Genomic DNA, 2,287 nt, shown 5'->3' on the forward strand with positions numbered 1-2,287 from the left:
TCTACCATGTAATGGCCCTCATTGATGACATGCGTGGTGGTTGTAAAACCATAGGAGGCGATCGTTTGGGCAAAAGAGGCGGATGGCAGCCGGATTTCCAGTGGCGGACCGGAGTCGGTGGGGGCAGCTTCCCATTCGTAAAAGAAAATGGTGCCTCCGGGCTGCAGGACGCGCCGGAGCTCCGCGAAGGCCTGGTCCATATCCTCCATTTCGTGCATCACGAAGGCGACGACGATTTTATGGACCTGGTGCACCGTTAAGGCCAGGTTCTCCAGGCCGGAGAGGATCAGGGTAATATTGGAGAGGCGGGCTTGTTCGGCATAGGCCTTTAATTCGGTTAACATCTGGTCCTCGATATCGACCGCGTACACGTGGCGGGCCTGTTCGGCCAACGGAAGGGTGAAGTAGCCATTGCCGGCACCAATGTCTGCGATCACCTCCGTCTGCTGAATATTCATGAGCGGCAGCAGCTTCGCCATCGGAAGGGCCTGCTGCCGTTCTTCACTCCATAGCTTTTTGGCCTTGGCGGGGTCAAAGCGGTGACTCATACGATCTCCTCCTTGTACATCATAAAGGGGGCCCTGCATCGTACAGAGCCCCCGGTAGTTCATTGGTTTGGTTCTCCCACTCAGCTGGTCGTTTCGAGCTGTTCCTTTTTCCATTTCATGAAACCGCCCTCCACGTTGATCACGTCAAAGCCGTGATTCTGGAGAATGCTGGCGGCGATCGCGGAGCGTTTGCCCGAGGCGCAGTGCACCGCGACCGGCTGCTCCGTGGAAAGTTCGTTCGTACGGCCTGGCAGCTGCTGGAGCGACACATGGACCGCACCCGGCACGTGCGACTGGTCCCATTCGTCCTGGTAACGGACATCGAGGATCTGCACGCCGTCGTGGCGGCGACGTTCTTCGACCTGCTTCGGGGTTTCGTTCGTGTACGTGCGCAGGTTCGAGGTGCTGGCGACCACCGACGTGGCAAAGAACCCTTGCAGGCGGTCCATGCCCATGCCAGTGAGAATCCGGCGCAGCTCCTGGTAGTCGGCTGGATCAGCAATCAGGTAAATATCCGCTTCATAGTCCGCGAGCCGGCCCATCCATTCGGCAAACGAGCCCGGATACGGAAGATTGATCGTGCCTGGAATGCTTCCCATCGCGAAAGCGGCGGCACTGCGGGTGTCAACGACCATCGTATGGTGTTGCTCCGCCAGGGCGGCGACGTCATCGCCGGTGCCCTGCATTTCCACTGCCGCCGGAATCTCGGCGAGCGGGGTCATGGCCTGCTTGTTCACTTCTTTCATTTTGGCAAAATACGCTGGCGGCTCGTTCTGGCCGTCGAGGAGAAAATCCACGAAGGCCTGCTCGTCGGTCGGCTGGAAGGCGGGATTGGTCATCCGCTCGTAGCCGACGGTGCTTGTCGGCACCGCGCCGAGCGCTTTGCCGCACGAACTGCCGGCGCCGTGGCCCGGCCAGATCTGCAGATAATCGCCGTATTCCTTGAACTGCTGGAGGGACTTGAACATCTGCCGGGCCCCTTTATCTGCGGAATCCTTCACGCCGACGGATTTTTCAAGCAGGTCCGGGCGGCCGACATCGCCGACGAAAACGAAGTCGCCGGTAAAGACGCCCATCGGGCGATCGGTGGCCGCGCCGTCGGTGAGCTCATAGGAGACATGCTCCGGGGTGTGCCCCGGCGTGTGCAGAACCTTCAGCTTGATGTTGCCAACATGAATCTCGTCGCCATGCGTCACGCCGTGGAGCGGCAGCTCCTGGTTCCACTCGTAGCCGCCGTTGTCGGCGCCTTCGGTGGAATAATAGATCGTGGCGCCGGTCCGGCGGGCAAGCTCGGTGACCCCGGAGACAAAGTCCGCATGAATATGGGTCTCCAACGCTCCGGTAATGCGGAAGCCCTGCTCGCGGGCGATCTGGAGATACGCTTCAATATTTCGGGATGGATCAATGACGGCTGCCTCGCCGGTCGCCTGGCAGCCGACCATGTAGGATGCCTGGGCTAAGGACGTATCATAAAAATATTTCAAATACATCATTATCGCTCCTTCAGATTAGAATAGGTGCTACTCGGTTTTTCCGGTCCAGTCGTTCATGCCGCCGGCCATGCTGCGGACGTCGAAGCCTTGGTCCTGCAGGGCCTCCGCTGCCCGGGCGCTGCGTTTGCCGGAGCGGCACACCGTCACATAGGACTGGCTGGCATCGAGGTCGTTCATCCGGTCAGGAATCGTGCCGAGAGGGATATGAACCGACCCGGGAATGCGTCCTTCATCGAGCTCCTCGTC

General features: G+C 59.7%; 3 protein-coding genes. All 3 read right to left on the reverse strand.

The window, feature by feature from the left end; genetic code table 11:
• The coding region (locus Q9M42_RS15485; protein WP_322527334.1) for a class I SAM-dependent methyltransferase at positions 1 to 662 on the reverse strand (662 nt) is incomplete at its 3' end.
• Entirely contained in the window at positions 629 to 2,041 is a 1,413-nt protein-coding gene (locus tag Q9M42_RS15490) for an MBL fold metallo-hydrolase (protein ID WP_322527335.1), read from the reverse strand. The genes Q9M42_RS15490 and Q9M42_RS15485, both read right to left, overlap by 34 nt.
• Positions 2,042 to 2,068: 27 nt before the next feature.
• The coding region (locus Q9M42_RS15495; RefSeq protein WP_322527336.1) for a rhodanese-like domain-containing protein at positions 2,069 to 2,287 on the reverse strand (219 nt) is incomplete at its 5' end.

Origin of the sequence: Marinococcus luteus, assembly GCF_034497705.1 — a bacterium.
Taxonomy (GTDB): domain Bacteria; phylum Bacillota; class Bacilli; order Bacillales; family Marinococcaceae; genus Marinococcus; species Marinococcus luteus_A.

Excerpts from the sequence above, each read along its gene's own strand:
- Q9M42_RS15490 (WP_322527335.1), bottom strand. The coding sequence starts at position 2,041 with ATGATGTATTTGAAATATTTTTATGATACGTCCTTAGCCCAGGCATCC.